Origin of the sequence: Haloferax sp. YSSS75, assembly GCF_046764215.1 — an archaeon.
Classification (GTDB): domain Archaea; phylum Halobacteriota; class Halobacteria; order Halobacteriales; family Haloferacaceae; genus Haloferax.
This window is the reverse complement of record NZ_CP177206.1, coordinates 2,788,070-2,805,303: the sequence shown is the minus strand read 5'-3', so window position 1 is coordinate 2,805,303 and position 17,234 is coordinate 2,788,070. Positions and strand designations below refer to the sequence as shown.

At 61.3% G+C, this 17,234-nt stretch carries 14 protein-coding genes; 10 read left to right on the top strand and 4 right to left on the bottom strand.

The window, feature by feature from the left end:
* Positions 1–35: 35 nt before the first annotated feature.
* A complete protein-coding gene (locus tag ACK3R5_RS14695) occupies positions 36–1,577 on the bottom strand; it encodes a lipopolysaccharide biosynthesis protein (RefSeq protein WP_411967494.1) in 1,542 nt (513 codons plus the stop codon).
* A gap of 145 nt (positions 1,578–1,722) precedes the next feature.
* Here ACK3R5_RS14695 and ACK3R5_RS14690 point away from each other — a divergent pair, with 145 nt between their 5' ends.
* Complete coding sequence (locus tag ACK3R5_RS14690; protein ID WP_411967493.1) at positions 1,723–2,373, top strand: N-acetyltransferase family protein; 651 nt, start codon at positions 1,723–1,725, stop codon at positions 2,371–2,373.
* Positions 2,374–2,415: 42 nt separating this feature from the next.
* Here ACK3R5_RS14690 and ACK3R5_RS14685 read toward each other — a convergent pair whose 3' ends face one another.
* Positions 2,416–3,207, bottom strand: a complete 792-nt coding sequence (locus tag ACK3R5_RS14685; RefSeq protein ID WP_411964803.1) for an IclR family transcriptional regulator — start codon at positions 3,205–3,207, stop codon at positions 2,416–2,418.
* Between the two features lie 595 nt (positions 3,208–3,802).
* Here ACK3R5_RS14685 and ACK3R5_RS14680 point away from each other — a divergent pair.
* From ACK3R5_RS14680 to ACK3R5_RS14645, 8 genes are all read left to right on the top strand, one after another.
* Entirely contained in the window at positions 3,803–5,563 is a 1,761-nt protein-coding gene (locus ACK3R5_RS14680; protein ID WP_411964802.1) for an ABC transporter substrate-binding protein, read from the top strand.
* A gap of 108 nt (positions 5,564–5,671) precedes the next feature.
* On the top strand, positions 5,672–6,817 hold the full coding sequence (locus ACK3R5_RS14675; RefSeq protein WP_411964801.1) for a mandelate racemase/muconate lactonizing enzyme family protein: 1,146 nt from the start codon (positions 5,672–5,674) through the stop codon (positions 6,815–6,817).
* A 110-nt stretch (positions 6,818–6,927) separates the two neighbouring features.
* On the top strand, positions 6,928–7,911 hold the full coding sequence (locus tag ACK3R5_RS14670) for an ABC transporter permease (RefSeq protein WP_411967492.1): 984 nt from the start codon (positions 6,928–6,930) through the stop codon (positions 7,909–7,911).
* 1 nt (position 7,912) lies between these two features.
* On the top strand, positions 7,913–8,806 hold the full coding sequence (locus tag ACK3R5_RS14665; protein ID WP_411964799.1) for an ABC transporter permease: 894 nt from the start codon (positions 7,913–7,915) through the stop codon (positions 8,804–8,806).
* Positions 8,806–9,798 carry an ABC transporter ATP-binding protein gene (locus ACK3R5_RS14660; protein ID WP_411964798.1) on the top strand — a complete coding sequence of 331 codons (993 nt, stop codon included), beginning with the start codon at positions 8,806–8,808 and terminating at the stop codon, positions 9,796–9,798. Before ACK3R5_RS14665 ends, ACK3R5_RS14660 begins: the two co-directional genes overlap by 1 nt.
* The gene (locus ACK3R5_RS14655; RefSeq protein ID WP_411964797.1) at positions 9,782–10,825 is read left to right on the top strand and encodes an oligopeptide/dipeptide ABC transporter ATP-binding protein; all 1,044 of its coding nucleotides are present in this window, start codon (positions 9,782–9,784) and stop codon (positions 10,823–10,825) included. The genes ACK3R5_RS14660 and ACK3R5_RS14655 overlap by 17 nt, the downstream gene beginning before the upstream one ends.
* A complete protein-coding gene (locus ACK3R5_RS14650) occupies positions 10,822–12,006 on the top strand; it encodes an NAD(P)/FAD-dependent oxidoreductase (RefSeq protein ID WP_411967491.1) in 1,185 nt (394 codons plus the stop codon). The genes ACK3R5_RS14655 and ACK3R5_RS14650 overlap by 4 nt, the downstream gene beginning before the upstream one ends.
* Before the next feature lie 117 nt (positions 12,007–12,123).
* Positions 12,124–13,236 (top strand): NAD/NADP octopine/nopaline dehydrogenase family protein, encoded by a 1,113-nt coding sequence (locus tag ACK3R5_RS14645; RefSeq protein WP_411967490.1) that lies wholly within the window; start codon positions 12,124–12,126, stop codon positions 13,234–13,236.
* 73 nt (positions 13,237–13,309) lie between these two features.
* Here ACK3R5_RS14645 and ACK3R5_RS14640 read toward each other — a convergent pair whose 3' ends face one another.
* Both ACK3R5_RS14640 and ACK3R5_RS14635 read right to left on the bottom strand, forming a co-directional pair.
* Positions 13,310–13,666 carry a hypothetical protein gene (locus ACK3R5_RS14640; RefSeq protein WP_411964794.1) on the bottom strand — a complete coding sequence of 119 codons (357 nt, stop codon included), beginning with the start codon at positions 13,664–13,666 and terminating at the stop codon, positions 13,310–13,312.
* A 154-nt stretch (positions 13,667–13,820) separates the two neighbouring features.
* Positions 13,821–15,692 carry a methyl-accepting chemotaxis protein gene (locus ACK3R5_RS14635; protein ID WP_411967489.1) on the bottom strand — a complete coding sequence of 624 codons (1,872 nt, stop codon included), beginning with the start codon at positions 15,690–15,692 and terminating at the stop codon, positions 13,821–13,823.
* Between the two features lie 237 nt (positions 15,693–15,929).
* On the opposite strand from ACK3R5_RS14635, the gene ACK3R5_RS14630 reads away from it, so the two are divergent.
* Positions 15,930–17,156 carry a CaiB/BaiF CoA transferase family protein gene (locus ACK3R5_RS14630; RefSeq protein ID WP_411967488.1) on the top strand — a complete coding sequence of 409 codons (1,227 nt, stop codon included), beginning with the start codon at positions 15,930–15,932 and terminating at the stop codon, positions 17,154–17,156.
* Positions 17,157–17,234 lie beyond the last annotated feature (78 nt).

The window sequence follows — 17,234 nt, the reverse complement described above, 5'->3', positions numbered from 1 at the left end:
CCACTGTCACCGGCGGCCGTTCACTTATAAATGCGTCAGCGACCGACGACTGTCCGGTACCGACTGACGAGGGTGGCGACAAGTCGCCGTTCGACGGGGGCAGTTCCCAGCACTCGAATGGCGGCAGCGTAGGCGGCGATGCCGAAACCGGTTCCGACGACGACGGCGAGTGGCCCGGTGAGAACCGCTCGAACGGCGAGGGCGACGACTGCCAGTGGAATCGCCGCTACGAGCGGTTTCGCGTGTGCCCACGTGAGCGGTTGGAGGCCCTCCAGATAGTACAACACGGCCACTTCGAGGCCGTTGTTCAGCGTCAACATGAGGAGGTAACTGGCGACGAGTCCCGCCAGTCCGTAGGTGGCGGTGAGCGGTATCGCGACGATGGCGAGGACGACAGTAATCGCCGTGTTGACCACGAGGAGTGCGCGCTGGTTGTCGGTCATCGTCAACAGGATACCGACGCTCCCCGCCGCGGACGCGAAGAACTGTGCGAGGATAAAGCCGGGGAGCAAGTACGCGTAGGTGACGAACGTCGGGCCGAAGACGGCCATGATGGACTGGCGATAGACGATGGTCGGAACGGCGAGTCCCGTCGAACCGACGAGGACGAGTCGACTCGTCACGTGGTAGAGGCGACGGAGTGCCGTCTCGTGGCCCTTCTCGTAGAGTGCCGCCGCGACTGGTGGGATGAACTGGTTGATACCTAACAGTGGCAACCGGACCAGCGTCCCCACGAGGACGCCGACGGCGAAGACGCCGCTTGCAGTCCCCGAGAGGTAGACGGCGATGAGTGGATAGAACCCGAGACGTTGCGTCGTGATGGCGATGCCGCCGAAGAACAGCGGGGTGGTGAACCCGACGTACCGACGACAGAGCGTGGCAGATTCCGGCGTTCGAAGTCGGGGGCGAAGACCTCGTTCGCGTCCCAACCACCAGAGTGCGGCGACACCGACCATCCCCATCGCAACCCACACGCCCGCGGCGACGACGACCATGTCGCGGAAGACGAACGCGCCGGCGATGCCGACGGCGAGTTGTGTAACCGGGAATCCGATTCGAAGCACGAGGTTCAGCGGACCGACTTCTTCGAACGCCCGGAGCATCTCGCTGACCGTGAACAACCAGACGCTCGCCGGGAGACCCACCGCGAACGTTCGGAGGAGTCGTTCGAAGAACGGCCCCTCGTTCGCCACGTCCGCAATCGCTGGCGTCGCGAGGTACAACACACCACCGAACAGTGTCGCGACAGAGAGTAACAGCAGACTCGCGAACGTGGCGATGACGTCTCTGTCGGTGTCGTCGTCCGTCGTCGGAAGGTAGCGACTGAGGCCGCTTCGAAAGCCGAGGGTGACCTGCCCGAGATATCGCTGCAGTCGGCGGGCGAGTGCGAACAGTCCGTACGTACTCGCGGCGAAGCTATTGGTCAAGACGGCGGTGAACGCGAGGTTCAGCGCCCGTTCGAGGACGATTGCGGGTACGGAGACGGCGGCACCGTGAGCGACGCGTTCGAGTGCGTCTTCGAGACGGCGCTCTACGGCGTCTTCGTCTTCCGGGACGTCGGGCGAATCGCCGGGCACGACCACACCGCCGGGGAGGAGAAGTATAAGTCACGCGACTGGCCGTCGGTCGGTGACGCGGACTGCCTACGGCCGACGCACTCCCAACTGCGTGTCTGGACGAAGACAGGACAGTCTCAAGAGGGCACCGTGCGTATCTGTCACCATGGACGTCACTGCTGGCGACGGGGACGAACCCGCTCCCGGTGACGGGGAGGGGGCCTTCTGGGACCCGAGTCAATGTACGGGCACGCCGTACTGCCCGCCACGCTGTCCACGGTTCGTCGACAAATACGGCGGTGGGCTCGTCATCCGCCCGTACCAGTCTGCCGACTGGGACCCGCTCAACGAGATGTATCGCGATTACGCGATGGAACACCGGTCGATGGGTATCCCACCTATCGGCGAAAAACACATCACGGAGTGGCTCTCGACGCTGGTCGAACGCGGGCGAAACTTCGTCGCCGTCGGTGACGGGCGCATCGTCGGCCACGTCGTCTACGCACCGCGAGACGACCCCGAACCCGAACTCGCCATCTTCGTCCACCAGGATAGCCACAACAGAGGTATCGGGACCGAACTCTGCCGCCACGTCATCGCCGACGCCGGGGACTCGGGCCACGAGGCGTTGCTCCTCCACGTCGCGAAAGAGAACCGGCGGGCGATTCACGTCTATCTGGGACTCGGATTCGAAGTCGTACCCTCGGAGAGTACGGACACGAAGATGCGGTTGGCGCTCGACCAGTCGGTGCTGGCGGCCACACGAACGACGCCACCCGGAGACGAGAGCGCCCCCGCCAGCGGCGCTGGGCAGTAGTTCGTCGACGACAGACCGCACGTCGGGCTGAAACGGACCCGTTCAGAGTTGCGGATACATCTGTCCGGTTTCGAGACTCACCTCGATGACGTTCGCCGTCCCCATGACCTTCTCTGGGATGTGTTCGTGGAAGTCTTCGTCTTTGATTCGACTGGTCGGGCCGGAGACGCTTATCGACCCGAGGACGTCACCCCTGGAGTCGAGAATCGGAGCGCCGACTGCGCGAGCACCGCGTATCTCCTCTTCGTCGTTGAGGGCGTATCCCTGTTCTCGAACCCGCTCTAACTCGTCGAACAGTGCTTCTCTCGTCGTAATCGTGTGTTCCGTGAACTGGGGGAGGCCCTGCTGGTCGATGATTTCGTCGACGCGTGTTTCGGGCAAGTGTGCGAGGATGGCCTTCCCCGTCGAACTGGCGTGAAGCGGGTCTCGCACCTCGAACTTTCTGACGTGGTACTCGTCTGCGATTCCTTTCTTGCCCTGAATCTTCACCAGATAGACGCCTTTCCCGAACTCTTCGACCATCAGGTGGGCGTACTCACCGACTTCGGTGGTGAGTTTCTCCAGTTCGGGCTTGGCGGCGTTGTAGAGGTCTGTTCGGTTGCGACTGTACATCCCGTAGTTGAAAAACAGATAACTCAGTCGGTAGTCGTCACCGTCTTTGACCACGAACTCCTGTTTTCGGAGGGTCGCGAGGTGATTGTAGACCGCACCCTTCGACAAGCCGAGGTGATTGGCGAGTTCGGTGACTCCAGCCCCATCTCGCTCGACGAGTGCGTCGATAATCTGGCAAGTCGTCTCGACTGTCTTCAGCGTTCTCGGTTCCGTGTCGCCCATCGTTGGTGTCACAGACCGGGTTATCCGAGTTAATTGTTTGCATGCTGCAAACCGACTTCTGGTATCGTAGCTACTCCACTGGTCAGCTAGCGCCACCTACCCGCGCAAAATCCCTCGTTATAGCGGGTTTTAACCTCGTGAACGGCTGGAATCCGGCGGCAAACGGTCCGCAAAAGTTGCATATGCGTGTGTTTGTCACACTCTGGCGTATCGTAGCAGTACAATCGCCCAGTTCTTCATGATTATTCTAAATAACCGTGAGGAACGTTCATTTGGGTTTGCCAGTTGGGTACCAGACGAAGTACTAGACGAATTCGGGCGCGAGAAGGCCGAACGGTGCAAAATACGACAAAATACTTCTTGAAAAAAGTTAGTATATAAAGGGGTGTTTTAGCGACTTTTTGTTTGCGCTCTGCAAACACATGTGGCACGGGGATTATACTTCCAAAATGGTTGAATTCCGCCGCATAGAGCTTTGAACGGCCGTAATTCTCTATTTTGTAATCACGTGAACGGTTTCTCTTAACATATAAGTTTTACGTGAATGAACACCTACCTTACAATATCTATATATAGTGGGTCTCGTATTGTGTGGATGGAACCTGATAACATGGACCGACGTGAATTCCTGACATACGGTGGAATCGGTCTCGGCGGCATCGTCCTCGGCGGGGCGGCCGGCCAGATGACCGGTAGTGGAGGCACCTCGTCGTCGTCTGGTGGCGGTACCGAGACGTCGACGAGTTCGAACGGCCAGACCGGCGCGGCACTCCCTGAACGGTCGATTCTGACCGCGACGGCGAAGTTCGACCCGCTTCGACCCCAGATTGCGAAGATGATATCGCAGGAGATGAAGAACATCGGCGTCAACTACGACGCGAACCTGCTGCGATATCAGAAGAACGCGGACAAGGTCATCCAGCGGGAGCCCGACTACGATATGTGGCTGGTGCGAATCTCCTCGTCGCCGGCCCGTATCGAACCGAGCTTCCACACGACCAACTTCTACGCCTCGTGGTCACAGCACAACCAGGGCTGGAACTGGATGGGGTACGAGGACGACGAAGTCGACTTCCTCTGTAACCTGCAGGGGAGCGAGTTGAACAAATCCCAGCGCCAACAAATCGTCTACCAACTCCAGCAGACCTTGCGGGAGGAATCGCCGGCGGCACAGATTGCACACCCACAGTTGCTCCAGTTCTACCGGAGCGACAACGTGGAGTTCGACGGGTCGTTCACGCCGGGTGAGGGGCTGAACTCCTTCTGGGCCAAGATGAACGCCGAACCGAAGGGCCGGAGCGAGATTCGAGAGGCGTGGACGAGTCCGCTCGACAAACTGAACCCCATCGCGATTACCGACGTGTTGGACCTCTGGTTCGCCCGCCTCATCTACAGCAGACTCCTGCGTGTGAGTCCCGACGGCGTGCCGGAGCCCTACGAGTCCAAAGAACTGAACGTCATCAGCCCGACCGAGATAGAAATCGTCCTCGACGAGGACCTGAAATGGCACGACGGCGACTCGGTTACCGCCGAAGACGTCAAGTTCACGTTCGAGCTCTACAAGCGGGCGCAAGCACCGTACTACAACGCGTCGCTGCAGAAACTCGACGAAGTCACTATCGAGGACGACTACCGCGTCCGGTTCCACCTGAAGGAACCCACCGCTTCGTTCACGCACTCGGCGCTCGCCGGCGTGATGCTTCTGAAGAAAGAGAAGTGGCAGTCCATCGAAGAAGAAAACGAGTCGCTCCTCAAGTACCAGGTCGAAGACCCTGTCGGGAGCGGCCCGTTCAAATTCGAGAGCTGGAACCGTGGTGGGAAACTCATCCTCGCTCGCAACGAGGAGTTCGTGCCCGAACCGCCGAAAATCGAAAAAATCGTGCGGACCAACCGCGACAGCGTCGAACTCGCCCTGAAGGCGACCGAACAGAACGAAAACGACGTCGTCTCGTACTCCGTGACCCCCAACCTGTTCGACCGGGCCGGGGAGAAAGAGAACATCGAGACGAACAAGGCGCTGTCGGTGGGGTACTACGGGTTGTTCTTCAACTGCGACCGAGAACCCTTCACGGACCCCGAGTTCCGACGCGCGTTGCAGTACGTCATCCCACGAGAGAAAATCGTGGACGAAATCTTCGGTGGCAAGGCGACGCCGGGAACGAGTATCATCTCCCCCGGGAACAAGTTCTGGAACAACCCGAACGTGGACGCCTACGAGTACGACCCGGAGAAGGCCAAGCAGATTCTCGAAGACGCCGGCTACACGTGGGACAGCGACGGGAACCTCCGCTTCCCATCCGGAATGGTCGGCGTCCCATCCGAGGAGGAGGTTACGATTCCGACCCCGGACAACTGACCACGCCCGACCAACCGAGAGGTACCCGTGCCCCGGTTCACTCTGCGGAGTGAACCATCTCTCTCAGATACGTACCACAAAGCCCCCAACCGAATACAGAAGAACCCCATGCGAACTCCCACAACACAGGCAGAGACCGTCCGAGTCTACCGGTGTGAACTCCCACTGAGCACGCCGTACCAACTATCGAGCGTCCTCGGTGAACTCACCCACGCAGAACCGGTCGTCGTCGAAATCGAAACCACAGATGGTCATCGAGGATACGGAGAGACAGACCCGTTCATCCCGTTTACGCAAGATAGCGCCCGGTCAGTCGTGGCGCTCCTCGACGAGTTCCTCGGCGACGCACTCGCCGACGTCGACGTGACGAATCCGAACGAGGTCCACAACCGACTCGACGCGGTTTACGGCCCGGACAACCATCTCGTCAAGTCGGCCGTCGACATGGCGTGTTACGACCTGCTCGGGAAGGTCACCGGACGCCCGGCGTCGGACTTCCTCGGCGGGCGCGTCCACGACGAAATCGACGTCTTGCAACCGCTTGGGAACGTGCCGGCCGACGAGTGTGCTCGGCAGACGCGAGCACTCGAAGCCGAGGGATTTTCGACCTTCATGCTCAAGACGGGGTATTTTTCGATAGACGAGGATATCGCGCGACTTCGCGCGATCCGAGAGGCGACTGGCGACGAGACGGACGTCATCGTCGACGCGAACCAGGGGTGGGACGTCCGAACCGCCGTCGAGTTCGCAGAACGGGCAGTCGAGTACGACGTCGCGTTTTTAGAACAACCGGTCCCCGCAGACGACGTCGACGGCCTCCGACGAGTTCGGGAGGCGTCACCGATACCGATTTCGGCAGACGAGAGTCTGTTCTCGGTTCGCGACGCTCGAAGACTCATCGAGGCAGACGCCGTCGACATCTTCAGTATCAAAGTCGCCAAGCACGGCGGCCTTCGCGAGGCGAAGCACATCGTCGACATGGCCGAGGCGTTCGACGTCGCGTGCTACATGAACAGTATGATAGAAACCGGATTCACGCAGGCGGCGAGCCTCCAACTCGGCGTCTCGACGAACGCACTCGTCGACGTCGGCCACGCGTACATGTCACCGCTTCGACTCGGTGAGACCCTGACCGACTTCGACCAGCAGATAACCGACGGGACGGTCACGCCGAGCGACGACCCGGGCCTCGGCGTCACGCCGACGAGGGACCTCTCGTCGGTGGCACAGGAGGTGTGCGAAATTGACCTGTAGAACAGACGACAGCGACACCCGCGCCTACCGGCCACGACTCGTGGTCGGCAGCGCACACGATGGAGACAGACCAGTGATGAACCAAGACAACCCGCGGCAGGAGTCGACCCATGAATAGCAGTGTGAAGTTTATCGGCAAGCGACTCGCACGCATCACCCTCACGTTGTTCGTGGTGGCGAGCGTGCTCTTCGTCCTCTTCCGAGTCGTCCCCGGCGACCCGTTCGCCTCGGTGCTCAGCAAGGGGATGACGGAGGCGACACTCCAGCGTCTCCGGGACCAGTACGGACTGTCCGAACCGATGCACGTCCAGTACCTGCTCTTCATGAAGAGCCTGTTTACCTTCCAGTTCGGACAGTCGTTCACGAGTTCGCAACCGGTGTGGGACATCCTCCAGTACCGATTGGTGAACACGCTCTACCTCATGTTCACGTCCATCGTCGCGACGTACTGCGTCGCCTACTACGCGGGCGTCCTCATGGCGTGGAACCGCGGCAAGACCACCGATACGGTCGGTACCGTCGTCGCGGTGCTCGGACAGGGTATCCCGCCGTTCGTGACGGGTATCCTCTTCATCATGCTGTTCGCCCTGACGCTGGGGTGGTTCCCAGTCGGCGGCATGGGGGACGTCTCGCAGTCCGCGGGGGTGCTGACCACGATAACGAGCGCCAGTTTCTGGGAGCACCTCGTGTTACCCATGGTGACGAACTCGTTCTTCTTCCTCGCGACGCCGGTGCTCCTGATGCGGAGTAACATGGTGAAAGAACTGCGGACCAACTACGTCGACTACCTGTTCGCGAAGGGCATCCCCGAGCGGCGAATCATGTTCAAACACGCCGCTCGCAACTCGCTCCTGCCGTTCCTCACGCAGGTGGCCCTCACGTTCGGGTACATGATTGGCGGGCAGGTGCTCGTCGAGACCATCTTCAGTTGGCCCGGTATGGGGAAGGCCCTCGTCAACGCGGTGCTCTCCAACGACTACCCCGTGGCGCAGGCGGCGTTCTTCCTCATCGCGCTCGTCGTGATGCTGGCCAACTTCGCTGTCGACGTCATGTACACGGCGCTCGACCCACGTATCGAGGACGGAGGTGCCTGAGATGGCCGAAGAAGAGGTCTCTTCCGAGACCGGACTCGGCATCGGTGGCAGCGAATCCCTCTTCGAGTTCCCGGACGACGGGATTCTCGCACGGCCCAAACTCGCGGCGGGTCTCGGAATCGTCGGCACGTACCTGCTCCTGGCAGCGCTCAGCGTGTTCCTGATTCCCGACCCCCACAAGACGGTGGCGACCGGTGCGACGGCACCGTCGCTCCAGCACCCGTTCGGGACGACGTGGCTCGGTGAGAGCGTCCTCCTGCAGTTCGTCGCGTCGACGAAGTGGGCACTCCTCGTCGCACTCCTCTCTGCGACTGTCACCATCACCATCGGTGGGAACATCGGCCTGATTGCCGGCTACATGGGTGGCCGTGTCGAGGAAGGACTCATGGCGCTGACCGACATGGCGATGGGGCTTCCGGTGCTCCCGTTCGGCCTCGTCGTCGGTGGCATCATCGGGAAGAGTCCCGCGATTATCACCGTCGCAGTCGGCGTCGTCCTCTGGCGGACCATCGCCCGCGTCGTCCGGTCGGAGACGAAATCCATCAAGGAACGAGAGTTCGTCCTCGCGGCGAAAGCCCGCGGGGCGAACGAGATGCGAATCATCTACCGACACATCTTCCCGAACCTGCTCGGCCTCATCTCGGTGTACCTGCCGCTGTCGGCGGCGTGGGGGCTTCTGACCGTCTCGGGCATCGCGTTCCTCGGACTGGTCGACCCCAACATGGTGACGTGGGGAATCATGCTCCAGAGCGTCTGGAGTTCGGGGATGATGATGTCGGCACCGTGGTGGTTCGCGTTCCCGGCGTTCGGTATCGCGAGTCTCATCGTGGGACTGCTGCTCATCTCACAGGAACTAGAGAACCTCACCAACCCGCGCCTTCGGGGTGACAACTGATGTTAGAGATAGATAACCTCACTGTCCAGTACCAAACAGACGACGGCCCGATAGTCGCCGTCGACGACGTATCGCTCAGTGTCGAATCGGACGAAATCGTCGGTATCGTCGGCGAGTCCGGGTGCGGAAAGTCGACACTGCTGAAAGCCATCCAGCGGATTCTCTCGGAGAACGCTGCGGTCCCATCCGGTGAAATCCGGGTCGACGGAACCGACATCCTCGACCTGCCGCTTCCGGAGTTCCGCAGCGAGTACGCACTCCAGCAAGTCTCGACGATTCCGCAGGCGTCCATGGACTCGCTTGACCCGATTTTCACCATCCGCTCGCAGTTGGCGGAGTCGATTCGCGTCCACGAAGACGACGTGAGTAAAGCCGAGATAGACGAGCGAATCCACGAACGCATCGCCGAGATGGGACTCGACGAGAGTGTCATCGACAAGTACCCTCACGAGTTGAGTGGGGGACAGGTCCAGCGCATCCTCATCGCGAACTCGTTTATCCTCGAACCGACGACGGTGCTGGCCGACGAACCGACGACTGGACTGGACCTCCTGACGAAGACGCGCATCCTGAAGTGGTTGAAACGCCACCAGCGGCAGAACAACTTCGGGTTGCTGCTCATCTCACACGACCTGCCGCTGGTCGCACAGATGTCGGACAAACTCGGGGTGATGTACTCCGGTCAACTCATCGAGTACGGCGACGCGGAAGAACTGTTCAACAACCCCTCGCATCCGTACACGAAGGGTCTCATCGACAGCACGATGCACATCGGTAAGGACGAAGCATCGAGTCACATCCCCGGGTCACCCCCCACCATCAGGGAGGGCCACGAAGGGTGTAAGTTCGAAAGTCGATGTCCCTACCGGTTCGAAGACTGCAGTCAGACACCGGAGTTAGACGAAACCGAGGGACACCACGTCGCCTGTCACCTCAGCACCGAGGAGATGGAAGCCATGCGGAAGGAGCCACAAGATGTCTACGCAAAGTGAGCAACTGGAACAGCGTCACTCGACGAACAGCACGGATGCCGACCGCTCGTCACAGCCAAAGCTGGCGGTTCGGAACCTCAAGAAGTATTACGAGGTGGGCGGAGGCCTCTTCTCGTCGAGCAAGACGCTCAAAGCGGTCGACGGGGTGAGTTTCGACCTCGAAGCGGGCGAAGTCCTCGGACTGGCCGGTGAATCGGGGTGCGGAAAGTCGACGACTGCGCTGTCACTCAGTCTCCTGACCGAACCGACCGACGGCGAGGTGTACATCGACGGTGTCGAGTACCGCAACCTCGACGAAAAAGAACTCCGCAAGGAGATTCAGTACGTCTTCCAGGACCCCTTCGGGTCGTCGAACCCGACCCACAGCATCGAGCAAATCGTCTCCGAGGGACCGCGGAATCTGATGGACCTCTCGGACGAGGAACTCACAGAGCGTGCCCACGACGCACTCGAACAGGTCGGACTCAACCCACTAGAGTTCGCTCACAAATACCCACACGAACTCAGCGGGGGTGAACTCCAGCGTGTCTCCATCGCGGCGGCACTCAGCGTCAACCCCGAAATCCTCGTCGCCGACGAACCCACGTCGATGCTCGACGCGTCGAACCGTGGTCGCGTGCTATCGATTCTCCGTGACGTCATCGAGGAACGTGACATCTCCGTCATCTACATCTCACACCACCTCGGTGTACTCCGACAGATTTCGGACCGCATCGCCGTGATGTACCTCGGGCGATTCATCGAACTCGGTGAGACGGACCGGGTGATTTCGAACCCACAGCACCCGTACACCTCGGCACTTCGCTCTGCGTCGCTCGTCCCCGACCCCTCCTACGAGATTCCCGAGATACAGATTAAAGACGAGATTCAGAAGCCAATCGACCTCCCGCAGGGGTGTAACTTCCAGAACCGGTGTCCGTACAAAGCCGAGCGGTGTTCGGAGGACCCGACACTCGAATCGATGGGTGAGAACCACGAGGCGGCGTGTTTCTACCCACTCGGTGAGAATCCGGAGGTCGACCGATGAGCGAAAGCGACGGGTACCACGTCGTCGGTGGCGGTATCGTCGGCGCGGCCATCGCCTACCACCTGAGCGAACGGACCGACGACCCGATTCACGTCTACGAGAAGGGGTCGCTCGCAGACGAGACGACCAGCAAGTCGTTCGCGTTCTTCGGATTCTACGGCGACGAGACACAGTACCGGATGAAACGCTACGCGATAGAGCAGTACAACGAGTTCATGGCAGACCCGCGGGCGTCGCCGGGGTACGTCGCAACCGGCCGACTCGACGTCGCGACGACCACCGACGGTGCCGACGCGCTTCGCACAAACGTCGAAGAGCGCGGTGACCGCCTCGCCGACGCGAGAGGGAAAGACGCGGACACGTCGCCCGTCGACTACCTCCCGAGCGACGAACTCGGGTCGTCGATGTTCCTCCCGTTCCTCGACACCGACCACGTAGAGGCGGGTGTTTACCGACCGAACGTCGGTTACCTCACGCCGGTCGAATTCGCTCTCGAATACGTCGAACGCGCCCGGGAGAACGGCGTCACCTTCCACGAGCAGACGGAAATCACCGACCTCCACGTCGAAGACGAGACGCTCGTGGGACTCTCCGTAGATGGAGAGTTCCACCCCGCAGAGGCAGTCGTCGCGGCGGCGGGCCCGTGGAACCAACAGGTGGCCGAGATGGCCGGTGTCGATATCCCGGTCAAACACACGCTGGCCCCTGTTCTCGAACTCGAACCGTCGGACCCACTGGGCTACACACTCCCGTGGATTACGCACCACGAGTCGGGGTTCACCATCCGGCGAGACCCAGACGGGACGGTCATGATGACTCACCACCCGGTCGGTGGGTACGACGACGCGACGGAGTACGACCCTGACGCGTGGGACGACACCGTCCCCGACGAGATTCGAGAACGTGGTCTAGAGACGCTGTACTCGCTCCTCCCCGACGTCGAGTCGTTCGACGTCGTCGACGAACGAGTCGGTATCCGGTCGTCGACACCGGACAGAAATCCCGTGGTCGGGTGGACTCGCGTCGAAGGGTTCTCGATTGCGGCGTACAGCACTTCCGGGATTCAACTCGCGCCAGCGTCCGGGAAGGTCGTCGCCGCCCAACTCCTCGACGACGACCCCACCTCGTACTACGAACCACTCTCGATAGCCAGATTCGACGGGTATGTAGACTGGCGCTGACACCCCCTCCAGCGTCGCGTTTTGCACACTTATCCAGCGTTATTTACAAATTCAAGACTTTATTTCATAATCTTATCCTCCGAAATTATTAAGGTACAGGGGGTATATTCCCCGAATATGGGACAGAACATCACAGTACTCGGCGCGGGTGCAGGCGGCCTCGCGGCGACGGCTGACCTGACGCTCCTCGGTCACGACGTAACGCTCTTCGAACTCCCCGAGTTCGAGTCGAATCTGGACGCGATTCGCGCCAACGGCGGTATCGACATCTCGGGAGCGGCGAGCGAAGGTCACGCGGAACCGGCGTCTGTGACGTCGGACCCCGCGGCGGCGGTGGCCGACGCAGACCTCATCTTACAAGCGGTCCCCAACTTCGCGTTCAGAGCCTTCGCTGAGACGGTCGGTCCACATCTCTCGGAAGGACAGGCACTCGTCTTGCTCTCTGCGAACACCATGAGTGCCCTCGAATACCGCCGTCTCCTGGACGCCGTCGGTGCCCCCGAGATTCGACTCGGCGAGGCGCCGTCGCTCGCCTACGCAGTCCGCAAGACCAGTCCCAGTAGCGTCAACGTCCTCGGGTTCAAGAAGAAACTGACCGTCGCCGGTCTGCCTGCGTCGCACACAGACGACATCGTCGACCTGTTGGATGCCGCGTTCCCCGTCGACATCGAACCGGCGGCGAGCGTCCTCGAGACGAGTCTCTACAACGCGAACCCGGTCATCCACCCTGTCGGCGCGCTCTTGAACGCGGGTGAGATAGAATCACCGGACGACGACTACTACCTCTATCAGAACGTCACCGACTCTATCGGCCGCGTCATGATGAAAGTCGACGAGGAACGAATCGCCATCGGCGAGGCACTCGGTTACGACATCCAATCGCTCGGTGAGATATTCCACGACTGGTACGGTATCGGCGAGAACGAGTACTACGCGACGACGGTCAACTCACTTCGGACGAGTTCGATTCACGGGCCGATTCAGGGGCCGGACTCGCTGGACCACCGATACGTCACCGAGGACGTTCCGTACGGCCTCGTCCCTCTCTCGGAGATGGGGGACGCTGCGGGTGTCGAGACGCCAACCATCGACTCGCTCATCACTATCGCGGACGTCGTCCACCACACCGATTACCGCGCTGACGGGCGGACTCTCGACGAGTGTGGCGTCAAGACACTCGACAAGAACACGCTCGTCAACGCAGCGACACTGAGCGACCTGCACGTCTAACGCTCGCGGTGCGTGCTGTCTGGGGGGACAGCCTCACCGACGAATCCCACGTCCCGTCTCTTTCGCTCGTTTTTCACTCGGGGGCGACGATGACCTGCTCGTCTGCGTTTTCGAGTGCCACGTCGTGACGAGTGTGTCGCGCGTGCGTCCGCGCCCACCGCCGGGCCGCGGCCTCTGAGAGGAACTGTTCGCCGTCGGGACACTGGCGGCAACTCGTCACCCACGGCGACACGTCGTCCGGGAAGTGTCCGGTGTGGCGGTGATGGTCCAGAGCGAACTGCTCGACTGACTGGTTGCCGAGTTGTAGCTCGTCTAATTCGTACGCCAGGTCCCACTCGGCGTCACAGCGAGAACAGCTGACGGTCGGTGTGTCGTCGATTGGAGCGGTCGGTGGCGGGGTCTGGAAGTCGTCGTCGCTCGGAGTAGGCACGACCTGATTTTGGCCCCATCCCTCTTGTACTTGGGCCGAAGTGTGAGAAAGAGAACAGCTTCTGCGCCCGGTCACCGTCGATGCAGTGCCCCTCGACAGTACGCAGACTGGCCACATCGAAGACGCCGTTCACTGTCGCGGTCGAATTCGCTTCCTATCGGTTGTACACCGCCGAAGTCTGAGTCGCTGACCCGCGGTGCTGTACCGAGTCGGTTCGGTCGTCTGTCGTCGTGTCCACGTCGAACGTGCCGAGTTGCGCCTGCAACGTACTCGTCTGGTCCGTCAGGTCGTCGAGGCGCCCCCGAATCTCCGAGATGGTGTTCGCACGCGTTTCGGCGCGCTCTGCGAGAGACTCGCTTTGGTCTGCCACGGTCCGCGAGCGGTCTGCGACGCGGATGATGGCGTCGACGACTTCTTCGGTCGTTCGCGCGCCGTCGTCTGTCGCCGCGGCCACCTCGTTGATGGACGCGTCGACGCCTTTGACAGTCGCGCTCAGGTCGGCGAACGCCTCGCCGGCTTCCGTCGTGGTCGCTTTGCCAGTCTCCAACTGTGATTTCGTCTCGGCCATCTCCGTCTGTACGCTGTCGACGTCCTCGATGGTCTGTTCGATGGTCTGTTCGATGGCCGACGAGTGGTTCTTGGTCTCGTCGGCGAGCGTCTTGACCTCGTCCGCGACGACGGCGAACCCCTCGCTCTCGTTCGACGCCCGCGCCGCCTCGATGTTGGCGTTCAACGCCAGCGTGTTGGTCTGCTGTGCGATTGACTCGATGAGGTCGGTGCTCTCGGAGACGTCGTCCATTCGAGTGTCGAGTGAGTCGACGAGTGTGGCGAGTTCACCGACGCTTCGCTCGACGGCCTCGATAGCTTCGATGGCTTCCGCCGCGGTGGACGTCCCCGCTTCGGTGGCGTCGGCGGCGGTGCCCGCTTCGTTCGAGACTTCGTCGGCGTTGGCGGCTATCTCCTCGATTGTCGCCGAGAGGCTACTCAACTCGTCGGTGGTCGATTCGAGACGCTTGGCTTGTTCGCGGAGACCGGTCGCGAACTCTCGCACGTCCGTCGCAAGCCGTTGCTGCTCGCGTTCGAGCGTCTCGGCGTCGTCGTGGACCGACCGTGTTGTCTCTCCGACCGTCGTCGCGAAGTCGCGCAGGTCGACGACGGTGTCGGACAGTTCCTGTTTCATCTCGACGAATGCGTCGCTAATCGCTGCTATCGCTTCGATGTCTGACCCCGACGGTGGCGTCGCGGTGAAGTCGCCGTCGGAGACTGCGTCCATGGCCGCGGCGAGTTCGTCCGCCTGTGCCACCAACTGGTCGTTGAGACGTTCGACTTCGGCTTTCGCTTTCTTACTGTCTTCGACGTTGGCGAGTTGCTTCCTGGTCTCTTCTCTGGAGCGTTCGATAGAGAACCAGTTCGTCACAAGCGCGCCGGAGAGTGCGAGGAGGAACACCGCGTGGACCAGTGCCCACCCCATCGGTCTCGCCACGGCGTCCGGGTGGTTGTACACCATCTCCGGATAGGACATGCCGAAGATGCCGTGTTCGACGGCGACGTACAGGACGCCGGCGACGAACGGAACCCAGTCTTCGTAGACTGCGATGACGCCGACGACGACGAAGAAGTGGAAGTGTGCCTCGATGAACCCGCCGGAGAAGTAGACGAGAATCGCCGAACACGTCATCAACCCAATCGACGTGATTGCGCTTCGCGTTCGGCGTGAGAACACCGGCACGAGTGCCACGAGTGCGAATCCGAGGATTGCGCCGGTGCCGACGAGCACGTGGCGGACGGGTGCGGCGGTGAACGTCGCCCCCGTGAGTAGTGACTCCGTCCCCGTGTACGACCCGAGGAGGAACAACGCTGGTGCGTGAGCGACGAGCAACAAGACGATATTTCGGTGTCGTCGCCGCCATGCCTCGTCGGGTATCGAATCACCCGCTGGGACGTATTTGATTATTCTTTTCAGTTTGTTCAGCACGGTGCGGATGACCGTATCGGTCCCTCCCGGGTCGACGGTTCGTGGTGCCATAGCCATCTCCAAATTTCGTGGTGTAATATGTGTTCGCTCCTGCATATCAGACCTGATAGCTCTGACGCCCGTCTCGCCCACCGACAGAACTAACGACGCGCGATTGGTCATAGAATCTCGACACCTACGTATGGACGAGAAAGCTAGCCGCCGTCGCTCTGTGGGTACCGACACGGGGATAGATAGGCCCGAGACGATTCACGAACAGGTCGGGATTCCCGCCGACCGGACCGACCGATGACCGGTGAGGCTCGCACCCCGGAGGGCGAGACTGGACCGCTCGACGGCCTTACTGTCATCGACGCGTCGCGCGTCCTCGTGGGGCCGTTCTGTACGATGCAACTCGGTGACCTCGGTGCGGACGTCATCAAGATAGAACGCCCCGGCGTCGGCGACCAGACCCGAGGTTGGCGGCCGCCAGCGTACGGCGACACCGACGAGAGCGCCTACTACCTGAGTATCAACCGTAACAAGCGCTCGGTCACGCTCGACTTCTCGACTGACGAGGGACGCGAGGTGTTCCGTGACCTGGTGAGCGAGGCAGACATCCTCGTCGAGAACTTTCGCGTCGGAAGGATGGAGGAGTGGGGACTCGACTACGAGGACCTCCGCGCGGAGAACCCGGGGTTGGTCTACTGTTCACTCTCCGGATACGGCGAGTGGGGGCCGGACAAAGACCGCCCGGCGTACGACATCATGATGCAGGCCGAAGGCGGTCTGATGAGCATCACCGGCGAAGAAGGCGGTCCCCCTGTCCGCGTCGGCGTCGCCATCGCGGACATTGGCGCAGGGATGTACGCCACGCAGGCGATTCTCGCCGCCTTACTCCACCGCGAACTCGGCGACGGCACCGGACAGAAAGTCGACGTCAGCCTCCTCGACGGGCAAGTCGCGTGGATGAGTTACATGGCCTCGAACTACTTCGCGACGGGAGACTCTCCGGGACGGATGGGCAGTAAACACCCCACTATCACGCCCTATCAGGCCTTCGAGACCCGCGACGACTACGTCGTCGTCGCCTGCGCGTCCGAACACATCTGGCCTCGGTTCTGTGCCGCGTTCGACCTACCGAACCTCGTTGACGACGAGCGCTTCGCGACGAACGCCGACCGCGTCGAAAATCGGGACGCCCTCGATTCGATTCTCGCCGAGGAACTCGCGTCGTACACGGCCGACGAAGTCGTCTCACGCTGCCGCGACCACGACGTCCCGGTCAGTCCGGTCAACGACATGGCGGACGTGTTCGACCACCCGCAGGTCGACGCTCGCGGGATGCACCAGACCATCGACCATCCCACGGCCGGAACCGTCGAGATGGCTGGCAGTCCCATGCACTTCTCGGGGACGCCGACGTCGATTCGCCGTCACCCCCCGCTTCTCGGTGAGCACACGGCAGAAGTCCTCAGCGAGTACGGCTACCGACCCGAAGATATCGAGCACCTGCGCGACGTGGGCGCGATTTGAGGTGTCCGAACCCTTGGGCCACAGGTCGACTCCCAATCACTGCGGATAGCAGCACCAACGACTCTGTCGTGAGTGATG